The following is an 18,430-nucleotide window of genomic DNA, read 5'->3' on the forward strand; positions in this document are numbered from 1 at the left end:
GCGTTGCGCGCGTAGCGCACCGCCGGTCGGCCGTTGGTCCGCCGGACCGGCTCAGCGCAGTTCGACGGGCGGTGTGCGGCCCTGGTCCATCGGCTCCTCCCGGACCAGGCTGCCCCAGACGGCCATCCGGTACAGCGAGGTGTAGACCGGTGTGCAGGTGGTCAGGGTGAGGTAGCGGCCCGGCCCGCGGTACGGGGAGCCGACCGGCACCGGGGCGATGACGCCGGTGTCGTCCTTGGCGGTCTCGGCCAGCGTGGCGTCGACGCGGTAGACGTACCAGCGGTCCCGGGTCTCGACGACCAGCGGGTCGCCCGGCTTCAGCCGGTCCAGGTCGTGGAACTTCGCGCCGTGCCCGTCGCGGTGGGCTGCCAGGGCCACGTTGCCCTCGGGCTCCCAGGGCATGGCCGAGCGGTACGGCGTCGTGTAGGCCCCGGCGACCCCGTCCGCGAGGGTGTCCGCGTCGGTGCCGACCTTGATCAGCACCTGGTGGCCGGCGCCCAGGGCCGGGACGTGGAGGAAGCCGATGGCGTCGCCCGGGTCGAACGGGGGCGGTGCGGCGGCGGTCGGTGCGGCGGCGCCGGTCGGCGGGGCCGCCGGGGCCGACCAGGAATGGCGCAGCCGCTCGGCGGAGAGGTTCGCGTGCCGGTCGGCCACGAGGTTCGTCCACCACAGCGAGTGGGCGACCAGCAGGGCGAGCAGCACGCCGACGGTGAACAGAAGGTCGCCGAGCGCGCCGACGATGATGTGCGGGGGGTGTCGGCGCGGGGCCCTCCACCCGGCCGGGTGCTCGGTCGCCATGGGTCGTCCCTTCGGGCGGGAGTGCGGGGGAGGGCCGCGGGGGCCGGGGCGGGGAGCCGCCCCGGCGAGCGCCCCGGCCGGCCATGCGTACTCCACCGCGCCGTCGAGCCACCGGGCAAGCCGACACGCCACGCCGCGCCCGGGGGCGCTCCGCGCGCTCCGGCGGGCGGGCCCACGGGCGCGTAACCTGCTGGGGGCTGTCACCGAACTCGCGCCGTACGCCCCACGGGTGGGAGTTCGAGGACGGGCCATCCAACGGACGGACGGAGGGGCTGATGGCGGTGGAGGAGCAGCGGGCCGGGAGCCGGGTCAGCAGGCCGGAGAACCGGCTGGTCCGGCGCGGGTTCAGCGATCCCGCGCGGGCGGTGCGGCTGTTGGAGGGCCCCGGTCTGGCCGGTCTGGCCGACGACCCGGTGCTGCTGGACGCGCTCGGCGCCACCGCCGACCCGGACCTCGCGCTGCTCGGCCTGGCCCGGCTGCTGGAGGCCGCCGACGAGGCCGACCGGCACACCCTGCGCGACACCCTCACCACCTCCAAGCCGCTGCGCGACCGGCTGCTCGGCGTGCTCGGCGTCTCCACCGCGCTCGGCGACCACCTGGCCCGGCACCCGCACGACTGGCACGTGCTGGTCACCTTCGAGCTGCGCGACATGCACCCCGGCCCGGAGGACTTCCGCCACGCCCTCGCCGAGGGCGTGCGGGACGACGTCCTCGGCCCGGCGAACGCGCTGCGCGTCTCCTACCGCCGTTGCCTGCTCGCCATCGCGGCCCGCGACCTCACCGGCACCACCGACCTCGCGCAGACCGCCGCCGAACTCGCCGACCTGGCCGGCGCCACCCTCCAGACCGCGCTGGACCTCGCCGCCGAGCAGGACCCGGAGGCGGCCGCGGCCTGCCGGCTCGCGGTGATCGGCATGGGCAAGTGCGGCGGCCGCGAACTCAACTACGTCTCGGACGTGGACGTGGTCTTCGTCGCCGAGCCGCGCGAGGGCGTGGCGGAGCAGGAGGCGATCAAGGCCGCCACCCGGCTGGCCGCCGCCCTCACCCGGCTGTGCGCCGACACCACCGGCGAGGGCACCATCTGGCCGGTGGACGCCAATCTGCGCCCCGAGGGCCGCAACGGCCCGCTGGTGCGCACCCTGGCCAGCCACCTCGCCTACTACCAGCGCTGGGCCAAGACCTGGGAGTTCCAGGCGCTGCTCAAGGCCCGCGCGGTCGCCGGGGACGCCGAGCTCGGCGCCGCGTACGTCGAGGCGCTCGCCCCGCTGGTCTGGCAGGCCGCCGCCCGGGAGAACTTCGTCGCCGACGTGCAGCAGATGCGCCGCCGGGTGATCGACTCCATCCCGGCCACCGAGCTGGACCGCCAGCTCAAGCTGGGCCCGGGCGGCCTGCGCGACGTCGAGTTCTCCGTGCAGCTGCTCCAGCTGGTGCACGGCCGGGCCGACCCGGCGCTGCGCAGCGGCAACACCCTGGAGGCGCTGGCCGCGCTCTCCCGGGGCGGGTACGTGGGCCGGGCGGACGCCGCCTCGCTGGACACCGCGTACCGCTTCCTGCGCTCGCTGGAGCACCGCATCCAGCTGTACCGGCTGCGCCGCACCCATCTGATGCCCACCGGGGCGGAGGACCTGCGCCGGCTGGCCCGTTCGCTGGCCCCGCTGATCAACGACGACACCCGCGCCGACCCGGTGGCCGCGCTGCAGCGCGAGTGGAAGCGGCACGCGATGGAGGTCCGGCGGCTGCACGAGAAGCTGTTCTACCGGCCGCTGCTCGACGCCGTCGCCGAACTGCCGCCGGGTGCCGCCGGGCTGTCCCCCGAAGCGGCCCGGGCCCGGCTGGAGGCGCTCGGCTACACGGACCCGGCCGCCGCGCTGCGGCACCTCAGCGCGCTCGCCTCCGGGGTGAGCCGCAAGGCCGCGATCCAGCGCACCCTGCTGCCGGTGCTGCTCGGCTGGTTCGCCGATTCGGCCGACCCGGACGCCGGGTTGCTCAACTTCCGCCAGGTCTCCGACGCGCTCGGCCGCACCCCCTGGTACCTGCGGCTGCTGCGCGACGAGAGCGCCGCCGCCGAGCAACTGGCCCGGGTGCTGTCGGCCGGCCGCCTCGCCCCCGACCTGCTGCTGCGCGCCCCCGAGGCGGTGGCCATGCTGGGTGACCCGCAGGGCCTGGAACCGCGCGGGCGGGCCGCCCTGGAGGGGGAGATACTGGCCGCCGTCGGCCGGGCCGGCTCCACCGCCGCCGCGGTGGCGGCCGCCCGTTCGGTGCGTCGCCGGGAGCTGTTCCGCACCGCCGCCGCGGACGTGCTCGGTCGGTTCGGGGAGGACCCCGCCGAGGCGCTGGACGCCGCGGGGGAGTCGCTCACCGCGATCAACGCCGCCACGCTCCAGGGCGCGCTGCGGGCCTGCGTGGCCGGCTGGGAGGTCGAGCACGGGGACCTGCCGACCCGGATCGCGGTGATCGCGATGGGGCGTTTCGGCGGGCACGAACTGGGCTACGGCTCGGACGCCGACGTGCTCTTCGTGCACGAGCCGCTGTTCGGCTCGCTGGAGGAGGAGGCGGCCCGGGCCGCCCAGGCGGTCTGCAACGAACTGCGCACCCGGCTGGGCGCACCCTCCACCGAGCCGCCGCTGCTGGTCGACGCCGACCTGCGGCCCGAGGGGCGCAGCGGTCCGCTGGTGCGCACCCTGGCCTCGTACGCCGCGTACTACCGGCGCTGGTCGCACGCCTGGGAGAGCCAGGCGCTGCTGCGGGCCGAGCCGGTGGCCGGGGACGCGGACCTGGGCGTGCGGTTCCGGCAGCTGATCGACCCGCTGCGCTACCCGGGCGACGGGGTGCCGGAGCGGGACCTGGTGGAGATCCGCCGGATCAAGGCGCGGATCGAGGCCGAACGGCTGCCGCGCGGGGCGGACCCGACCACCCACACCAAGATCGGCCGGGGCGGGCTCGCGGACGTGGAGTGGACGGTGCAGCTGCTCCAGCTCCGGCACGGGCACGAGGTGGCGGCCCTGCGCACCACCCGGACGAGGGCGGCGCTGGCCGCCTCCGTCGAGGCCGGGCTGGTGCGGCCGGAGGACGCCGAGGTGCTGGACACGGCCTGGGTGCTGGCCTCCCGGGTGCGGGCGGCGGTGATGCTGGTGCGCGGGCGGCCGGGGGACAGCTTCCCGGGGGAGGCCCGGGAGCTGGCCGGGGTGGCCCGCTACCTGGGGTACGGCTCCGGGCACAGCGGTGAGCTGCTGGACGACTACCGGCGGACCACCCGCAGGGCCCGGGTGGTGGTGGACCGGCTGTTCTACGGCTCCGACTGACCGCGAGGACCGGCGCCGGTGCGCGGAGGAGGACCGGCCGGTGCGCGGAAGGGGCCCCTGGTCGGGGGCCCCTCCGGGAGGTTCCCGGTCAGCGGCGCGCGGTGCTGACGGCGGGCTCGCTCCACTGCTCCGGGACGGTGACCGGCTGCTCGACGGCCATCTCCCGGGCGGGCACCCGGGGCAGCCGGTAGACCCATTCGTGGTACAGCCAGCGGGCGGCGAGGAAGCCCAGCGCCAGGCAGAGCAGGCCGCCGACGGCGTCCATCCAGAAGTGGTTGGCGGTGGAGACGATGACCACCAGGGTGGCGGCCGGGTAGAGCAGGCCGAGCACCCGGACCCAGGTCCGGCGGGCCAGGAAGAAGATCGCCAGGCCGCACCAGGTCGACCAGCCGATGTGCATCGAGGGCATCGCCGCGTACTGGTTGGAGACGTGCGCGGCCGGGCCGGAGGCCATCGAGCCCCAGGTGCCGTGGGCCTTCACGGTGTCGATGAAGCCGCCGTCGGTCATCAGCCGGGGCGGGGCCAGCGGGAAGAAGTAGAAGCCGACCAGGGCGATCCCGGTGGTGACGAACAGCACGGTGCGGGCCGCGACGTAGCGCCCGGGGTGGCGGCGGTAGAGCCAGACCAGCACGCCGATCGTGATGACGAAGTGCAGCGTCGCGTAGTAGTAGTTCATCCCCGTGATGAGCCACCCGACGCTGTCCACGGCGTGGTTGATCGAGTGCTCGACGGCGATGCCGAGGTGCTGTTCCAGGCTCCAGATCCAGCTCGCGTGCTTCTGGGCTATCGCTTCCTGTTCCGGAACGGCGTTCCGGACGATCGAGTAGATCCAGTAGCTGATCCCGATCAGCGCCAGTTCGAACCAGAGCCGCGGCCGGGCCGGCGACCGGCGCTGGGCCCGGATGTGGCCGCGCAGGGCGGCGGTACGGGACTGGGCGGCACGGGTGGCTCCATCGGGCAGGCGGCCCGGGTAGGCCGTCGCTGCTTCGGAACCGCCACCACTGGCCGCGTCGGCGCGCAGCGCGTCGCCTCGCTGGATCTCGGTCGGTTCCCCCATGGGTGGCAAGTCTGCCAGACGGCTCGTAGCCCCCTGCTCATCCTGTGGAAGTGGATTCTTCACCGGCTGTCCCCCTTGAGGGCTACTGGCCGGCTCCCATCGGGGTAGGGGTCGCGCTGGGGTTCGGTAGGTACCGGTGGGACGGACATGCGTCCCATTGTCACGCGCCTCGCTCCAACGGAGTAATCGGGGTGCTCGGGGAGCGGTCGAGGGCGGTCGGGGACCGCCGCCGACCTGGAACTTCCCACAACTGAACGGTTTCTGCATCTTGCTGAAACATATTGCAGGCCGCTAGCTTCCTGGGAAATCGATCGCCCCTTCCCCTAAGGGAGCCCCTCAGTGGCCGACGCCCAGCTCCGTCCCCGACGGAGCACCGCCAGACGATCCCCCGGCCGCAGCGGACCACCGGGCCGCACGGCCGTCCTGCTGGCCGCCGCGCTCACCGCCGCCACCCTCGGCAGCGCCCCCGCCGCCCTCGCCGCCGCCCCGCCGGCCCCGCCCTCGGACGCCGCGCTGGCGGCCACCGCCGGGCGGCACGACCTCACCCGCGAGCAGTTCTACTTCGTCCTGCCCGACCGCTTCGCCAACGGCGACACCGGCAACGACACGGGTGGCATCACCGGCGGACGGCTGGAGAACGGCTTCGACCCCGCCGACAAGGGCTTCTACCACGGCGGCGACCTGGCCGGACTGATCAAGCGGCTCGACTACATCCAGGACCTCGGCACCACCGCGATCTGGATGGCGCCGATCTTCGAGAACAAGCCGGTGCAGGGCGCCGGCGCCGACGCCTCGGCCGGCTACCACGGCTACTGGATCACCGACTTCACCCGGGTCGACCCGCACTTCGGCACCAACGAGCAGCTCAAGGAGCTGATCGCCAAGGCCCACGCCCGCGGCATCAAGGTCTTCTTCGACGTCATCACCAACCACACCGCCGACGTCATCGACTACGCCGAGCGGCAGTACGGCTACCGGGCGGCCGGCGCCTACCCGACGCTCGACGCGGACGGCAACCCGGTGGACGAGACCGCCGTCGCCGACGCCGGCGCCCCCTGGCCGAAGATCACCAAGGACTCCTTCCCCTACACCCCGGTCCTGCGCACCCCGGCCGACGCGAAGGCCAAGAGCCCGGAGTGGCTCAACGACCCCGCGCTCTATCACAACCGGGGCGACTCGACCTTCGTCGGCGAGTCCGCCACCGAGGGCGACTTCAGCGGCCTGGACGACCTCGACACCCAGAACCCCAAGGTGGTGAAGGGCTTCGAGAAGGTCTACCAGCAGTGGGTCAAGGACACCGGAGTGGACGGCTTCCGGATCGACACCGTGAAGCACGTCAACATGGCGTTCTGGCAGCAGTGGGCCCCCGCCCTCAAGGACTTCGCCGCCAAGCAGGGCAACAAGAAGTTCTTCATGTTCGGCGAGGTCTACTCCGGTGACCCGGCGGTCACCTCGCCGTACGTCACCAAGGGCAAGCTCCAGGCCACCCTGGACTTCCCGTTCCAGGGCGCCGCCCGCTCCTACGTCTCGCAGGGCGGCTCGGCGAAGAACCTCGCCGACGTCTACGCCCAGGACTACCGCTACACCAGCGCCGACACCGACGCGTACGAGCTGCCGACCTTCCTCGGCAACCACGACATGGGTCGCTTCGGCTCCTTCCTGCTCGCCGACAACCCGGGCGCCGACGACGCGACCCTGCTGAAGAAGGACCGGCTGGCCGGCGAGCTCCAGTTCCTCACCCGCGGCCAGCCCGTCGTCTACTACGGCGACGAACAGGGCTTCACCGGCGCGGGCGGCGACAAGGACGCCCGGCAGGACCTGTTCGCCTCGAAGACGGCCTCCTACAACAGCGACCGGGTGCTCGGCGGCCCCTCCGGCCCGGCCGACCGGTACGGGCGGGACGGCGAGCTCTACCAGGGCGTCGCCGCTCTGGCCAAGCTGCGCCGGGACAATCCGGCGCTGGCCGACGGCGCCCAGATCGAGCGGTACGCCGCCGACGGCGCGGGCGTGTACGCCTTCTCCCGGATCGACGCGGCCCAGCAGATCGAGTACCTGGTGGCGGTCAACAACGCCACCGAGGCGAAGACCGTCACACTGGACACCTTCTCGGCGGGGATGGGCTTCGACCGGATCCACCCGTCCGCGGGGGAGCGGCTCACCAGCGGCGCCGACCGCAAGGTGACGGTCACCGTGCCGGCGCTCTCCTCCGTGGTGTTCAAGGCGGGCGGCCGGCTCGCGGCCGTCAGCGCCGCGCCGCAGCTGTCGGTGCAGCCGCCCGCGGACGGGTCGACCGGGCTGGTCACGCTCGGTGCCAAGGCGGACGGCGGCTTCAACCGGGTGAGCTTCGCCGCCCAGATCGGCAACGGGCCCTGGCGGACGCTGGGGACGGCCGACACCGGGGAGTCCGGGCCTGACGGCCGAAGGCGCTTCGCGGTGACGCAGGACCTGTCCGCCGTCGCCCCCGGCACGGTCGTCCGCTACAAGGCCGTGGTGCAGGACTCCAGCGGCCACCTGCGCTCCGCCACCGCGAGCTTCACCACGGGCACCCCGGCTCCCGAGCCGGCGCCCACCGCGGGCTCCCGCCCGTACGCCGTCGTCCACTACAACCGGCCGGACGGCGACTACGACGGCTGGAACCTCTACGCCTGGGGCGACCTCGCCGACGGAGAGGGCACCCAGTGGCCGGCCGGACACGCCTTCACCGGGCGGGACGCGTACGGTGCCTTCGCGTACGTGCGGCTCAAGCCCGGCGCCTCGGACGTCGGGTTCATCGTGGAGAAGGACGGCGTCAAGGACGTCGACGCCGACCGGCACCTGGACGTCGGCGGCACCGGCGAGGTGTGGCTCAAGCAGGGCGACCCCGCGGTGCGCACCGCGAATCCGGGACCGCCGAACAGTCAGCCCGCGAACACCGCGGTCATCCACTACAACCGGGCCGACGGCGACTACGACGGCTGGGGCCTGCACGACTGGACCGGCGCCGCCACCCCCACCGACTGGGGCAAGCCGCTGACGCCGGTGCGCCGCGACGCCTTCGGCGCCGTCTTCGAGGTGCCGCTGGCGCCCGGCGCGACCAGCCTCGGCTACATCCTGCACAAGGGCGACGACAAGGACCTGCCCGCCGACCAGTCGCTGGACTTCGCCGTCAACGGCAAGGAGGTCTGGGTGCTCGGCGGCCGCGAGGGCTACCTGCTGCCGCAGAACCCGGCCGCCTCCTCGCAGGTGGACCTCACCGGCGCCAAGGCCCAGTGGATCGACGCCAGGACGGTCGTCGTCCCGGCGAACTACGGCGCGGGCGACGAGGCCCTGGCCGGCGGCACCAGCGCCCAGCTGGTGTACGACCCCGAGGGCGGCATCCGCGCCGACCGGGGCGTGCTGACCAAGCCCGGCAGGTGGCTGCGGCTCACCCCGGTCAAGGGCGGGCCGACCGAGGCGCAGAAGGCCAAGTACCCGCACCTGGCCGGGTACCGGGCCTTCACCGTGGACCCGCGGGACACCGCCCGTGTCCCGGCGGCGCTGCGCGGCCAGCTGCTGTTCACCGAGCACCTGCCCAGCGGCGCCGTGTCGGCCGCCACCGGGGTCCAGATCCCGGGCGTGCTCGACGACCTGTACGCCGGGAAGACCGGCAAGGTCGACTTCGGACCGGCCTACTACAACGGCAAGGTGGCGCTCTCGCTCTGGGCGCCGACCGCGCGGGAGGTCTCCGTCCAGGTCTTCGACAGCGCCACCGGGGGCACCCCGAAGACGCTGCCGCTGAAGCGCGACGACGAGACCGGGGTGTGGGAAGTCGTCCGTGACAAGCGGGAGTTGGACGGCAAGTACTACCTGTACCAGGTGAAGGTCTGGGCCCCCTCGACCCAGCAACTGGTGGTCAACACCGTCACCGACCCGTACTCGGTGGCGCTCTCCACCGACTCCGGGCGGAGCCTGGTCGCGGACCTGGACGCCAAGGAGCTCAAGCCCGAGGGCTGGGACGACCACGCCCGGCCGCGGGCCGTCCCGCCCGGGCGGCAGCAGATCCAGGAGCTGCACGTCCGGGACTTCTCGGCCGAGGACTCCACCGTCCCGGCCGCCGAACGCGGCACCTACCTGGCGTTCACCGAGTCCGACTCGGCCGGGATGCGGCACCTGCGGGAGCTGGCCGAGGCCGGGGTGACCACGGTGCACCTGCTGCCGACCTTCGACATCGCCACCATCCGGGAGAACCGGGCGGACCAGAAGCTGCCCGCCTGCGACCTCAAGTCGCTCGCCCCGAACGGTCCGAAGCAGCAGGAGTGCGTGGCGGCCGTGGCCGCCGACGACGCGTACAACTGGGGCTACGACCCGCTGCACTACAACGTGCCGGAGGGCTCCTACGCCACCGATCCGAACGGCACCGCCCGGACCGTGCAGTTCCGGCGGATGGTGCAGGCGATGCACGCGGCCGGACTGCGGGTGGTGCTGGACGTGGTCTACAACCACACCGCCGCGAGCGGCCAGGCCGAACACTCGGTGCTGGACAGGGTGGTGCCCGGCTACTACCAGCGGCTGGACGCCAACGGCAAGGTGACGACGGACAGTTGCTGTGCCGACACGGCGCCCGAGCACGCCATGATGAACCGGCTGGTGGTCGACTCGGTGACGCTGTGGGCCCGCGAGTACAAGGTCGACGGTTTCCGCTTCGACCTGATGGGCCTGGACCCGAAGTCCACCATGCTGGACGTGCGGGCCGCGCTGCGGAAGATGACGCCGGCCTCGGACGGCGTGGACGGCGAGAACGTCTTCCTGTACGGCGAGGGCTGGAACTTCGGCGTGGTCGCCGACAACGCCCGGTTCGAGCAGGCCACCCAGGCCAACATGGCCGGCACCGGCATCGCCACCTTCGACGACCGGATCCGGGACGCCGCCCGCGGCGGCAACTTCATGCTGAACTCCGCCCCTCAGCAGGGCTTCGCCTCCGGTCTCTTCACCGATCCGAACGGCTCGCCCGCCAACGGCACCCCGGAGGAGCAGAAGGCGCGGCTGCTGCACCAGATGGACCAGGTGAAGGTCGGGCTGACCGGCAACCTGGCCGGCTACTCCTTCACCGACAGCTCCGGAAAGCCCGTCACCGGCGCCCAGGTCGACTACAACGGCGCCCCGACCGGGTACGCGGCCAAGCCCGGCGAGGCGGTGGAGTACGTGGACGCCCACGACAACACCGACCTCTTCGACGCGCTCGCGTACAAGCTGCCGACCGGCACCGCGCCCGCCGACCGGGCCCGGATGCAGGCGTTCGGGCTCTCGCTGACCGCGCTCACCCAGGGCGCGGGCTTCGCCCAGGCCGGCAGCGACCTGCTGCGTTCCAAGTCGCTCGACTCCAACTCCTACGACTCGGGGGACTGGTTCAACGCGATCCACTGGCCCGATCCGTCGACGGGGGCCGTCGAGGGCAACGGCTGGGGCCGCGGCCTGCCGTCGGCCAAGGACAACCAGGAGCTGTGGCCGACCGCGCGGGCCCTGCTGGGCGATCCGGCGCTGACGGTCGGCGCGGCCGACATCCGGGCGGCCTCGGCGCAGTACCAGGAGTTCCTGCGGATCAAGCGGTCCTCGCCGCTGTTCTCGCTGCCGACCCTGGCGGCCGTCCAGCAGCGGCTGTCCTACCCGCTGTCCGGCACCGCCGGTGAGCTGCCCGGAGTGATCACCCTGCACCTGGACGGCACCGGGCTGGCGGGGGCGGAGAAGGGCGTCACGGTGGTCTTCAACGCCACGCCCACGGCGCGGGCGCAGACCGTGCCGGCGCTGAAGGGCACCGGTCAGGCGCTGCACCCCGTCCAGGCGGGGGGTTCGGACGAGGTGGTGAAGCGCTCCGGCTTCGACGCCGCGACCGGCACCTTCACCGTGCCGGGCCGGACCGTGGCGGTGTTCGTCCAGCGCTGACGCTCCGCCCGACACCGACACGTGTACCGGGCCGAGGCCCGGGCTCCGTACCACGATCCGGTGGGACGGGGCCCGGGTCCGTTCCGGTTCCGCTCCGGACGCACAATGGCCGGAAATCTCCGGTGGCACGGCCGGAACTGTGATGTGCCGGGTCTGCCGGGCGCTGCCGGCCGCCCGGAGGCGCGGGCGGCGGCCCTGAGCGCTGGTCACCGACCGCCGGTAGTGATCGAACTTTGCACCCGGCCATGAAAACCGTGTTCACGAGTTCGCAATGGGGTAACACAACTGACGTACCGTCGTGCATACGGTTTCGGTAATGAATCGGCCAATCCGTGGCATGCATCTGTCATCAACGGCTGGTTTGCTGCCACGATTCCCCCGGCTGTAGACGAGGGGGCCCCACCCCCCGGTGCGGCCGGTCCAGTTCAGGTGCAGCGCGTCCCGACCCTGCAACGAGTTGTGAGCACCGCATCCGCACTCCCGTCGTACCCGGCGGGGGCCCCCACTGCGCCGCGACCCCGCGGCCCAGGTTTTTCTCTCCACCGGCGCGACCCGGCGCCGGTCGGAAAAGGAGTCCGCATGTCCCGTTACGCTCACGCCCGGAAGGCGGCGGTCGTCCTGGCCGCCTCCACCGCGCTGCTGGTCACCGGCATACCGGTGATCGCCCAGGCGGCCACGCCGGACGCGCCGACCGCCGTCGCCGCCCAGCAGGCGACCCGTGCCCAGCTGATCTCCACCGCGAACCAGCAGACCACCGCCCTCGCCCAGAGCCTCGGGCTGAGCGGCGAGGAGAAGCTGGTCACCAAGGACGTCATCCAGGACGCGGACGGCACCCGCCACCTGCGGTACGAGCGCACCCTCAACGGACTGCCGGTCCTGGGTGGGGACCTGGTGGTCCACCAGGCGCCCACCGGTGCCACCAAGAGCGTCGACCGGGCCAGCACCGCCTCCCTGAACGGCGTGAGCACCACGCCGAAGCTGGCCGCGCCGGCCGCCCAGTCCGCCGCGCTCGCCGCCGAGTCGGGCGCCGTGGACACCGCGCCGCGCCTGGTGGTCTGGGCCTCCGACAACAACCCGCGGCTCGCCTGGGAGACCGTCGTCTCCTCCACCAAGTCCGACGGCACCCCGAGCAAGATGCACGTGGTCACCGACGCCACCAGCGGCCAGGTCATCCGGCAGTGGGACGGCATCGAGACGGGTTCCGGCAAGGGCGTCTTCGTCGGCAACGTCACCATCGGCACCACCCAGTCGGGGTCGTCCTACCAGCTGAAGGACGGCACCCGCGGTGGGATGTACACCACCAACCTGAACCACGGGACCTCGGGCACCGGCACGCTGTACAGCAAGTCCACCGACACCTGGGGTGACGGCACCGTCAGCAACGGCGAGTCCGCCGCGGTCGACGCCCACTTCGGCGTCGCGGCCACCTGGGACTACTACAAGAACACCTTCGGCCGCAACGGCATCCGCAACGACGGTGTCGGCGCCTACAGCCGCGTCCACTACGGCAACAACTACGTGAACGCGTTCTGGGACGACTCCTGCTTCTGCATGACGTACGGCGACGGCAGCAACAACACCGCGCCGCTCACCGAACTGGACGTCGCGGGCCACGAGATGAGCCACGGCGTCACCGCGGCCACCGCCAACCTCACCTACTCCGGCGAGTCCGGCGGCCTCAACGAGGCCACCTCGGACATCTTCGGCACCATGGTCGAGTTCTACGCCAACATCCCGACCGACAACCCCGATTACCTGATCGGCGAGTTGATCAACATCAACGGGAACGGCACCCCGCTGCGCTACATGGACCAGCCCTCCAAGGACGGCGCCTCGGCCGACTACTGGTCCTCGACCGTCGGCAACAAGGACGTCCACTACTCGTCCGGCGTCGCCAACCACTTCTTCTACCTGCTGGCCGAGGGCAGCGGCTCGAAGGTGATCAACGGCGTCAGCTACAACTCGCCGACCCAGGGCGGCATCACGGTCAGCGGCATCGGCCGGGACAAGGCCGCGGCCGTCTGGTACCGCGCGCTGACCACCTACATGACCTCCAGCACCAACTACGCCGCGGCGCGCACCGCGACGGAGAAGGCGGCCACCGACCTGTACGGTGCCGGCAGTGCCGAGCTGGCCGCGGTCAGCACCGCCTGGGCGGGCGTCAACGTCGGTACGGCGCCCTCGGGCGGCGTCACCGTCACCAACCCGGGCAACCAGTCGACCGCCGTCGGCGGCGCGGTGAACCTCCAGATCAACGCCACCGGCGGCACCGCCCCGCTGACCTACACCGCGACCGGCCTGCCCACCGGCCTGTCGATCTCCTCCTCCGGCGCGATCACCGGTACCGCCTCCACCGCGGGCACCTACAACGTGACCGTCACGGCGAAGGACTCGGCCGGCAAGACCGGTGCGACCAGCTTCACCTGGACCGTCTCCACCGGCGGCGGCAGCTGCACCCCGGCGCAGCTGCTGGGCAACGCGGGCTTCGAGACCGGCTCCGCCGCTCCGTGGACGGCGTCCAGCGGCGTGGTGGACAGCAGCGCCTCGCAGCCGGCCCACGGCGGTTCGTGGAAGGCGTGGCTGGACGGCTACGGCTCCGCGCACTCGGACGCGCTGTCCCAGACGGTGACCATCCCGGCCGGCTGCAAGGCGACGCTGAGCTTCTGGCTGCACATCGACACGGCGGAGACCTCGACCACCACCGCCTACGACAAGCTGACCGTGGCGGTCAACGGCACGGCGCTGAAGACCTACTCCAACCTGGACGCGGCGGCCGGCTACCAGCAGCGGACCTTCGACCTGTCGTCCTACGCGGGCCAGACGGTCACGGTGAGCTTCACCGGCACCGAGGACGTCTCGCTCCAGACCAGCTTCGTGATCGACGACACCTCCGTCCAGACCGGCTGAGTCCGGACCGGCCCCTGAGGGACCGGTGAACCAGGACAGGTGAGGGGCCCGGCAGCCATGGCTGCCGGGCCCTTGTCGTGTCCCTCGTCGCACCCTTCACCGTCTCCTTGGTGAGGGGTGATGCAGAAACGTATCTCCTGAGGCGTGAGCAAAGTCTTGACGGTCCCTCCGGGCGCCTCTAGGTTCAGCGCTGCAAGTTTCCGGCAAGTTGCAGAAACTTCATGCAGTCTTCTTCGCCCCCCTCCGGCTGCCCCACCCCAGCCACCCTCAGGAGACGACGTGGTCACCACCGCCCCCGCCCGCCGGCCCGCCCGCGCGGCCGGTGCGCTCGCCGCCTCGGCGGCGCTCGCCCTCTCGCTCGGCACCTCCCTCGGCGCCCCCGCCGCGCAGGCCGCCCCGCCCGCCAACGGCGGCAAGGACGTCACGGCCACCCTCTTCGAGTGGCGCTTCGACTCCGTCGCCCAGGCCTGCACCTCCACCCTCGGCCCCAAGGGCTACGGCTTCGTCGAGGTCTCCCCGCCGCAGGAGCACATCCAGGGCGCGCAGTGGTGGACCTCCTACCAGCCGGTAAGCTACAAGATCGCCGGGCGGCTCGGCGACCGCACCTCCTTTAAGAACATGGTCTCCACCTGCCACGCGGCCGGGGTCAAGGTGATCGCCGACGCGGTGGTCAACCACATGTCGGCGGGCTCCGGGACCGGCACCGGCGGCACCGCGTACACCAAGTACGACTACCCCGGCACCTACCAGAACCAGGACTTCCACTCCTGCCGCCAGGCGATCGGCGACTACCAGGACCGCGGCAACGTCCAGAACTGCGAACTCGTCGACCTCGCCGACCTGGACACCGGCAGCGCGTACGTCCAGACCACCATCGCGCACTACCTGGACGACCTGGCCTCGCTCGGCGTCGACGGCTACCGGATCGACGCCGCCAAGCACATCGCCGCCACCGACCTCGCCGCGATCAAGGCCAGGATGGCCAACCCCAAGGCCTACTGGGTGCAGGAGGTCATCTACGGCGCCGGCGAGCCGATCCAGCCCACCGAGTACACCGGCACCGGCGACGTGGACGAGTTCCGGGTCGGCACCGACCTGAAGCGGATGTTCACCAGCGACAAGCTCGCCAACCTCAACGGCTGGGGCGCCTCCTGGGGCTACCTGCCGAGCGGCCAGGCGCGCACCTTCCTCGACAACTGGGACACCGAGCGCAACGGCTCCACCCTCAACTACACCTACGGCAACACCTACACGCTGGCCAACGTCTTCCTGCTGGCCTCGCCGTACGGCTCGCCCAACATCCACTCCGGATACTCCTTCACCAACAAGGACGACGGCCCGCCGAACGGTGGCACCGTCAAGGCCTGCTACCAGGACGGGTGGAACTGCACCCACGCCTGGCGGCAGGTCGCCAACATGGTCGGCTTCCGCAACGCGGTCGCGGGCACCGGCGTGACGAACTGGTGGTCCAACGGCGGCAACGCCATCGCCTTCGGCCGCGGCGCCAAGGGGTACGTCGCGATCAACCACGAGAGCGGCGCGATCACCCGGACCTTCCAGACCGGGCTGCCGGCCGGCACCTACTGCGACGTCCAGCACGGCGACCCGCAGACGGGCGGCGGCTGCACCGGCCCGACGTACCAGGTGGGCGCCAACGGGCAGTTCACCGCGACGGTCGGCGCGGGCGACGCGGTCGCGCTGTACGTCCCGTCCGGCACGAACGTCTCCGGCGCCTCGTTCAACGTCAACGCCACCACCTCGGTCGGGCAGAACGTCTACGTGGTCGGCGACGTCGCGGCGCTCGGCGGCTGGGACCCGGCCAAGGCGCTGCCGCTCTCCTCGGCCGGTTACCCGGTCTGGTCGCTGGCGCTGTCGCTGCCGGGCGGCACGTCCTTCCAGTACAAGTACGTCCGCAAGGACGCCAGTGGCGCGGTGACCTGGGAGTCCGGGGCCAACCGGACGGCCGCGGTGACCTCGGGCGGGGTGGTCGCGCTGAACGACACCTGGCGGCCGTAGGCGGCTGTGTCCGGCTGTGTCTGGCCGTGTCCGGCCCGTGGATTCCCGGGGGACCCCGGTCGGCGGCGGCCGACCGGGGTCCGCTCGGGTGCCGGTGACGGACCGGGCCCCCGGGCGCGGGGTGGCCGGGCGGTTACCCCCGGCCGATGTACGGCATGGCCGTCGCCATCACGGTGGCGAACTGCACGTTGGCCTCCAGCGGCAGCCCGGCCATGTGCCGCACGGTGCGCGCCACGTCGGCCACGTCCATGGTCGGCTCGGGGACGATCCGGCCGTCCGCCTGCCGGGCGCCCGCGCCGATCGCCGCCGTCAGGTCGGTCGCCGCGTTGCCGATGTCGATCTGCCCGCAGGCGATCCGGTACGGGCGGCCGTCCAGGGAGAGCGACTTGGTCAGGCCGGTGACGGCGTGCTTGGTCGCGGTGTAGGCGATCGAGTGCGGGCGCGGGACGTGCGCGGAGATCGAGCCGTTGTTGATGATCCGGCCGCCCCGCGGGTCCTGGGCCTTCATCTGCCGGAACGCGGCCCGGGCGCAGAGGAAGGCGCCGGTCAGGTTGAGGTCGACCACGGCCCGCCAGTCCTCGACCGCCAGTTCCTCCACCGGGACGGCCGGGCCGAAGGCGCCGGCGTTGTTGAACAGCAGGTCCACCCGGCCGTGGCGCTCGGCGACGGCGGCGAACAGCGCGTCCACCGCGGCCGGGTCGGTGACGTCGGTCGGCACCACGTCGGCCGGCGGGACGGCCTCCGCTGCCGCGTCGCCCGACACCGCGTCGCCCGGCACCGTGTCGCTCGGCACCCCTTCGGCCGGGGCGGCGCAGAGCCGGGCGGTCTCGTGCAGCGGCCCGGGCCGCCGGCCGGCCAGCACCGTCCGCCAGCCGGCCGCGGCCAGTTCCACCGCCACGGCGCGGCCGACGCCGCTCCCGGCCCCGGTGACGACGGCGATCCGCTGGTTCATGGCACCCTCCTCGATGACTGTTCCGGTCGCACCCGGAGTGATCGTCGCGGATCGACGGGCCGTCGTCACTGGTCAAAGCATCCAAAATCCGGACGGTCCGACAGACACCCGGCGGTGCCCCCCGCCGAACGACCCCCGCCGAACGGCGGGAGCGGTGAAGGCTTTTACCTGATCGCGAACAAACATTGGATTTCCGGTGGCCGCCGCGCAACCGGCCCGCCCCGGTCCACGTCATAAGATCGCAGGAACGCGCGCCCCCCGTGTGGGCGGCGCGCCTTCATTCCCGGGGGACGCACCAGTGCTGTGCCCCTGGGCCTGTCCGGCCCCACCGGGGGGCCGCCGCCCGGTCAGACGGACCGGGTGCGTCATCGGTCGGAGAGTCCTCACCGTGCTTAGGCAGTCGTCCCGTTCCCGCGCCGTCCTGTCCGGCGCCGCCGTGCTCGCCCTGGCCGCCTCGCTCGCGGCCTGCGGGAGTTCCGGCGGTGGGAAGGGGGACCACACGGCCGCGAACACCCCGGCCGGGAGCAGCAGCTCCGCGGGCAGCCCGAGCGCCACCGGCGCCACCCCGTCGGCGACCGGCACGACCCCGGCCGCCGGCGGCAAGGTGCTGATGCCCACCGGGCCCGCCGCCAGCCTGTCCAAGGCCCGGGACACCGCCGCCGGACCGATCATGCTGACCACCGTCACCGGCGCGAAGTCCGGCGTCTCCGGCAAGGTCTGGGTCTGGCTGCCGCCCGAGTACAACGACCCCAAGTTCGCCAAGACCGGCTTCCCGGTGCTCACCCTCTTCGCGGGCGGCCAGAGCAACGGCTACAACACCTGGACCGACAACCAGCTGCCGATCCAGGAGGAGAACGCGAAGCTGGTCAAGGAGGGCAAGTCCCACCCGTTCATCATGGTCATGCCGGTGCAGAACTTCAACAGCGACGAGAAGAACGCGCTGGACTGCTCCGACATCCCGGGCCAGCCGAAGATGGCCACCTGGATGGCCGAGGACATCCCCGACTTCGTCCGCGCCAACTTCCGCACCGTGAAGGGCCGGGACGGCTGGGGCGTGATGGGCGCCTCCACCGGCGGCTTCTGCAGCGCCAAGCTCGCCCTCCAGTACCCGCAGGTCTACAAGGCGGCCGTCCCGATCGACGGCTACTTCATACCGGACTCGCTGCTGTGGAAGGGCCACGACGCGGAGAAGTCCGCCAACAACCCCGACCTGCTGGTCGCCCAGGGCAAGGCCGACGTGAGCATGCTGGTCACCGCGGGCGGCGCCAACCCGTACGAGACCAAGGTGGTCAAGAGCTGGGTGGAGAAGGCGGTGCCGCCGGTGAGCCTGGAGTACCACGAGCAGGCCGGCGGCAAGCACCTGACCTCGGACTTCAAGAAGATGATCCCGGACACCCTGGTGTGGCTCACCGCCCACCTGGCGGGGCCGGCCGGCGACTGAGGCATCCGCCCGCACCTGAACCCACACCGGAACCGCCGGTGCCGGGAGGCGTTCCGCGC

Annotated in this window: 8 protein-coding genes; 5 read left to right on the forward strand and 3 right to left on the reverse strand. The window is 72.5% G+C overall.

Going from position 1 to position 18,430, the window contains the following annotated elements:
- Positions 1 to 51: 51 nt before the first annotated feature.
- A complete protein-coding gene (locus ACFRMQ_RS21955) occupies positions 52 to 798 on the reverse strand; it encodes a class E sortase (RefSeq protein WP_380732218.1) in 747 nt (248 codons plus the stop codon).
- A 275-nt stretch (positions 799 to 1,073) separates the two neighbouring features.
- Between ACFRMQ_RS21955 and ACFRMQ_RS21960 the strand changes: the two genes are divergently transcribed.
- Positions 1,074 to 4,100: a bifunctional [glutamine synthetase] adenylyltransferase/[glutamine synthetase]-adenylyl-L-tyrosine phosphorylase gene (locus ACFRMQ_RS21960; RefSeq protein ID WP_380732219.1), complete on the forward strand. Its 3,027-nt coding sequence runs from the start codon at positions 1,074 to 1,076 to the stop codon at positions 4,098 to 4,100.
- Between the two features lie 88 nt (positions 4,101 to 4,188).
- On the opposite strand, the gene ACFRMQ_RS21965 is transcribed toward ACFRMQ_RS21960, so the two are convergent.
- A complete protein-coding gene (locus ACFRMQ_RS21965; RefSeq protein ID WP_380732220.1) occupies positions 4,189 to 5,157 on the reverse strand; it encodes a phosphatase PAP2 family protein in 969 nt (322 codons plus the stop codon).
- 339 nt (positions 5,158 to 5,496) lie between these two features.
- On the opposite strand from ACFRMQ_RS21965, the gene pulA reads away from it, so the two are divergent.
- The 3 genes from pulA (at position 5,497) to ACFRMQ_RS21980 (ending at position 15,978) form a co-directional block, all read left to right on the forward strand.
- Positions 5,497 to 11,055, forward strand: a complete 5,559-nt coding sequence (gene pulA / locus ACFRMQ_RS21970) for a pullulanase-type alpha-1,6-glucosidase (protein ID WP_380732221.1) — start codon at positions 5,497 to 5,499, stop codon at positions 11,053 to 11,055.
- Positions 11,056 to 11,634: 579 nt separating this feature from the next.
- Entirely contained in the window at positions 11,635 to 13,962 is a 2,328-nt protein-coding gene (locus ACFRMQ_RS21975; RefSeq protein ID WP_380732222.1) for a M4 family metallopeptidase, read from the forward strand.
- A gap of 279 nt (positions 13,963 to 14,241) precedes the next feature.
- Entirely contained in the window at positions 14,242 to 15,978 is a 1,737-nt protein-coding gene (locus ACFRMQ_RS21980) for a carbohydrate-binding module family 20 domain-containing protein (protein ID WP_380732223.1), read from the forward strand.
- Positions 15,979 to 16,111: 133 nt separating this feature from the next.
- Here the strand turns inward: ACFRMQ_RS21980 and ACFRMQ_RS21985 are convergent, their stop codons facing one another.
- On the reverse strand, positions 16,112 to 16,930 hold the full coding sequence (locus ACFRMQ_RS21985; protein ID WP_380732224.1) for an SDR family oxidoreductase: 819 nt from the start codon (positions 16,928 to 16,930) through the stop codon (positions 16,112 to 16,114).
- A gap of 388 nt (positions 16,931 to 17,318) precedes the next feature.
- Between ACFRMQ_RS21985 and ACFRMQ_RS21990 the strand changes: the two genes are divergently transcribed.
- Entirely contained in the window at positions 17,319 to 18,371 is a 1,053-nt protein-coding gene (locus ACFRMQ_RS21990) for an alpha/beta hydrolase (RefSeq protein ID WP_380732225.1), read from the forward strand.
- The last annotated feature ends 59 nt before the right edge of the window (positions 18,372 to 18,430 follow it).

It is taken from the genome of Kitasatospora sp. NPDC056783 (genome assembly GCF_042789895.1).
Lineage (GTDB): Bacteria > Actinomycetota > Actinomycetes > Streptomycetales > Streptomycetaceae > Kitasatospora.